Annotated in this window: 5 protein-coding genes and 1 tRNA gene; 5 read left to right on the top strand and 1 reads right to left on the bottom strand. The window is 33.8% G+C overall.

Annotation, left to right across the window (positions count from 1 at the left end):
• The 5 genes from HG1285_RS05915 to HG1285_RS05935 all read left to right on the top strand — a co-directional run.
• A partial coding sequence (locus HG1285_RS05915) for a GTPase (RefSeq protein ID WP_008288272.1) occupies window positions 1–814 on the top strand: 814 nt, incomplete at its 5' end.
• Between the two features lie 31 nt (window positions 815–845).
• Window positions 846–2,126, top strand: coding sequence for a transcription termination factor Rho (gene rho / locus HG1285_RS05920; protein WP_032496813.1), 1,281 nt, complete (start codon window positions 846–848; stop codon window positions 2,124–2,126).
• 81 nt (window positions 2,127–2,207) lie between these two features.
• A complete protein-coding gene (gene rpmE, locus HG1285_RS05925) occupies window positions 2,208–2,405 on the top strand; it encodes a 50S ribosomal protein L31 (RefSeq protein ID WP_008288270.1) in 198 nt (65 codons plus the stop codon).
• A complete protein-coding gene (gene prfA, locus HG1285_RS05930; RefSeq protein ID WP_008288269.1) occupies window positions 2,402–3,481 on the top strand; it encodes a peptide chain release factor 1 in 1,080 nt (359 codons plus the stop codon). The genes rpmE and prfA overlap by 4 nt, the downstream gene beginning before the upstream one ends.
• Window positions 3,482–3,487: 6 nt before the next feature.
• Window positions 3,488–3,561: transfer RNA gene (locus tag HG1285_RS05935), tRNA-Arg, on the top strand.
• 10 nt (window positions 3,562–3,571) lie between these two features.
• On the opposite strand, the gene HG1285_RS19765 is transcribed toward HG1285_RS05935, so the two are convergent.
• Window positions 3,572–4,615 (bottom strand): glycosyltransferase involved in cell wall biogenesis (locus HG1285_RS19765; RefSeq protein ID WP_008288268.1); only part of this gene is annotated, 1,044 nt, incomplete at its 5' end.

Genomic DNA, 4,615 nt, shown 5'->3' with positions numbered 1-4,615 from the left:
AGATGTTGAAGAGATACCTTTAACAGATATAAAAAAGGACCTTGAAGCTGTTATAAATCAAATAAAAAATTTGCTGTCTACTTATAAAAAGGGAAAATTAGTTACAGAAGGTATAAAACTTGCAATAGCAGGTCGTCCCAATGTTGGAAAATCTTCACTTTTCAATGCATTAATAGGTTATGAAAGAGCGATAGTTTCTGAGATAAAAGGAACTACCAGAGATTTTATAGAAGAAAGTTTTAATATTCACGGCATACCTGTAAAACTTATTGACACAGCAGGTATAAGGGAAGCAGGGGACAAAATAGAAAAAATTGGCATAGAGAAAACAAAAGAGAAAATCAAAGAAGCTGATATTGTTTTATTTGTTTTTGATGCTTATGAAGGTTTAACAGAAGAAGATTTTAAAATATATGAAGATATAAAACATAAATCTCCAATTATTGTTGCAAATAAATCAGATTTACTACTTGATAAATATGAAAAAAAGTATTATTTTAAAGATATAATATTTACATCTACAAAAACACAGGAAGGAATTCAAGAATTAGAAAATAAAATACTCAATACTTTAGGTTTAACTGAAGATACAGACTCTGAAGTCTACATTAATATAAGGCATCAGACAGTACTTGAAAAAAGCTTAAAATTACTTGAAAAAATCTATAACAACTTAAAAAATTATGAAAACTTTAAAGAAATCTTAATGTTAGAAATAAGGGAAGTAAAAGAACTTTTAGGTGAAATAATAGGAGAAATAACAACAGAAGATATACTTGGAAATATTTTCAGCTCATTCTGTATTGGAAAATAACCAACAAAACCAAAAGGAGGAACCATTAGTCATGGCTGAAACTGTAAATGTAAAGGATATAAGCTTAGAGCAGATGCAAAAAATGACCTTATCCGAACTTCAAAAACTTGGTAAGGAAATAGGACTTCAGAGAACAACAGGCTTGAAAAAACAAGAACTTATAACGAAAATTCTTGAGCATAAGGCAAAAGAAGAAGGATTAAACTTTATACAGGGGGTTTTAGAAGTTTTACCTGAAGGATATGGATTTATCCGTTCAATTGAAAATAACTATAACCCTCATTCTTCAGATATATATGTATCACCTTCCCAAATTAAAAAATTTGGTCTTAGAACTGGAGATTATATTATAGGTATAGCAAGACTCCCAAGAGAAGGCGAGAAATACAGAGCGTTAATAAAAATACAGGCAATTAATGGAATTGAGCCAGAAGCAGTTAAGAAAAGACCAATATTTGATAGATTGACACCCTTCCATCCAACTGAAAGATTTAACCTTGAATATGACCCTTCAGATTTATCAACAAGGGTTGTAAGTTTAGTATCTCCTATTGGAAAAGGACAGAGGGGCTTAATAGTTGCTCCACCAAAAGCAGGGAAAACAGTTTTAATTCAGAGAATTGCGAAAGCATTAATTAAAAATCATCCAGAAGTTCATGTAATAATCCTTCTTATTGACGAAAGACCTGAAGAAGTTACAGAGATGAGAAGAATAGTTGGTGAAGGAGCCGAAGTTGTAGCATCAACTTTTGATGAGCCTCCTGAAAGACATATGCACGTTGCTGAGCTTTTAGTAGAAAGAGCAAAAAGACTGGTAGAAAATGGGCAAGATGTTGTTATACTTCTTGATTCTATGACAAGACTTGCAAGAGCTTCAAATGCCATTACTCCTCCAACTGGAAGGGTATTATCTGGAGGTATAGAAGCAACAGCTCTGCAAAGACCTAAAAAATTCTTTGGTGCTGCAAGAAATATTGAAGAAGGTGGAAGCTTAACAATTCTTGCAACAGCTCTTGTTGAAACTGGTTCAAGAATGGACGATGTTATTTTTGAAGAATTTAAAGGAACAGGTAATATGGAGCTTTATCTTGATAGGAAACTTATGGAAAGAAGAGTTTTCCCTGCCATAAATATTGCCAAATCAGGTACAAGAAAAGAAGAGCTTTTACTTGAAGATTGGGAACTACAAAGACTCTGGATACTAAGGAAATTCCTTTCAACAATGGACGAAGTTGAAGCTATGGAATTTTTACTCAGCAAACTATCTAAATTCAAAACAAACGAAGAGTTTTTAAAATCTATGAATGCTTGATGAATATAATTAAAAATTGTAAAATATTTATTTGTCTATCTTGAAAAATTTTAAATCTGGAATATACTTGGAGGTATAAAGTTGAAAAAAGATATACACCCTAAAATTGAGCCTACTACTTTCATTTGTAGTTGTGGGAATAAGTTTGAGCTACTTTCCACAAAAGGAGGAACTGTTTATATAGAAGTATGTAATCAATGCCATCCATTTTATGTTGGAAAACTACAGATAAAACCTTTATTTTTAGAGCTAAAGGGTGCTATTTCTGAACAAAAATGAGCAAAAAATTACTTGGTAAAAAAAGTGAATTAGAGGCAAAATTAAAAGAGGTTGAAGAAAAATTAGCTTCACCTGAAGTTGCTAACAATCCAAAGCAACTTCAGGAGCTTGCAAAAGAGCACAAGCACCTTGCATATGTTGTAGAGCTCTTCAATAGGTACGAAAATATAGAAAAAAGTATTAAGGAAACAAAGGAGCTTTTACATTCTCAAGATGAAGAAATGAGGCTCCTTGCTGAAGAGGAGCTTGAAAATTTAAAATCTCAAAAAGAAAAATTAGAATCTGAAATCCAGATTGCACTCATTCCAAAAGACCCAAATGATGATAAAAATGTAATCCTTGAAATAAGACAGGGTGCTGGAGGAGATGAGGCAGCTCTTTTTGCCGCTGAGCTGTTTAGAATGTACCAGAGATATGCCGAAAAAAACGGTTGGAAAGTGGAAATTCTAAGTTTACACGAAAATGAAAGAGGTGGCATAAAAGAAGTTATTGCACTAATAAAAGGTGAAGGTGCGTACTCAAAACTCAAATATGAAAGCGGTGTACACAGGGTACAGAGAGTACCTGAAACAGAAAGCTCTGGAAGGATACATACCTCTACAGCAACAGTTGCAGTGCTTCCTGAAGCTGAAGAGGTTGACGTTGAAATAAACCCTGATGATTTAAAAATAGAGACAATGAGAGCTTCTGGAGCAGGAGGACAGCACGTAAATACTACAGACTCCGCTGTAAGAATTACTCATATTCCAACTGGAATAGTCGTATCCTGTCAGGACGAAAGGTCTCAGCTCCAAAATAGAGCAAAAGCAATGCAGATATTAAGAGCAAGACTTAAAGACTACTATGATAGAATTCAACAGGAAAAAATAAAATCTGAAAGAAAATCTCAGGTGGGAACTGGCGATAGAAGTGAAAAAATAAGAACATATAACTTCCCTCAAAATAGAGTAACAGACCACAGAATAGGTTATACTTCACACAGAATAAATGAAATATTAGATGGTGAGCTTGACGAAATAATTGACCAGCTGATACTCAAAGACCAGGAAGAAAAACTAAGCTCTCTTTCCATTTAAATACAGGCGCCCGTAGCTCAACTGGATAGAGCATGTGACTACGGATCACAAGGTTGGGGGTTCGAGTCCCTCCGGGCGCATTAAATGACCTTACTTATTATCTTCTTCAACTGCATTAATAAATTTTTCTGATATGTCTGGAATTGCAGCTCTTATTCTAATCCACGGAGGAAGCATATGTATACCAACTGGATTTTCAACAAATTCATCTTTTGCTATTTTTAAAGCGTTTACAAAGTTTTCCACTGCTGAAATTTCCCTGTGTCTGTCATACTCAAGACCGTTTATTAAAGACAGTGCATTGTATTTTTCTATAGCTTTTTGGGCTTCAAGTAAATAAGTAGTTAATAAACTCCTGAAAAATGAATCTGATAAAACAATACCATCTTGAGTCAAAACTCTAAATAAAGCTTTTGCAATATCTACAGCCATTTTAGTAAGTCCTTCTTGTGGAGTTTTACCCATTTCCTGATGTTTATGCTCATAATTTTCCATAACTTCAACCTGAGTAATTCTGTTTACAGATGTATTTTGATAAACTTCTGAAAGCATAGAAACTTCAAGACCCCAGCTTGGAGATATTCTAAGACCTCTTGCTAAACTTCTGATAAAAGCAAATTCTCCGGAAAGTGCATACCTGAAGCTGTCAAGATACTCTAAAAATCTGTGCTGTCCAAGCATTTTCTTTAATGCTCTGATTAAAGGAGTGTAATAAAGCCTTGTTACTCTACCATACAGCTTTTTACCGTATCTGGCGTAGTACCCTTTGCTAAATTCAAAATCAAGGGCAGGATGGACAACAGGATAAAAAAGTCTTGCAGGAAGTTCTCTTGTGTAATTTACAATATCACAATCATGAAGGGCTATTGCGTATGCGTTTGCGTCTGAAAGTATATAACCTAATGTCATCCATACCGAACGACCTTTTCCTTGAGGTCCTATTTCAAAATTATTATCCTGTATTTCTTTATATATTTTTTTCATATTTGGACCATCATGCCATACTATACGTACTGTTGTTGGTATTTCTGACATGATTTGTTTTACTCTTTTAAACTGTTCTTCGTCGGCTCTATCAAGGGACAAAACTATTCTATAAAGGTATGGTATTTTTTTAAGTTCTTCTACTATTTT

The sequence above is a fragment of the Hydrogenivirga sp. 128-5-R1-1 genome (genome assembly GCF_000171895.1).
This window is presented reverse-complemented; position numbering and strand designations above follow the sequence as displayed.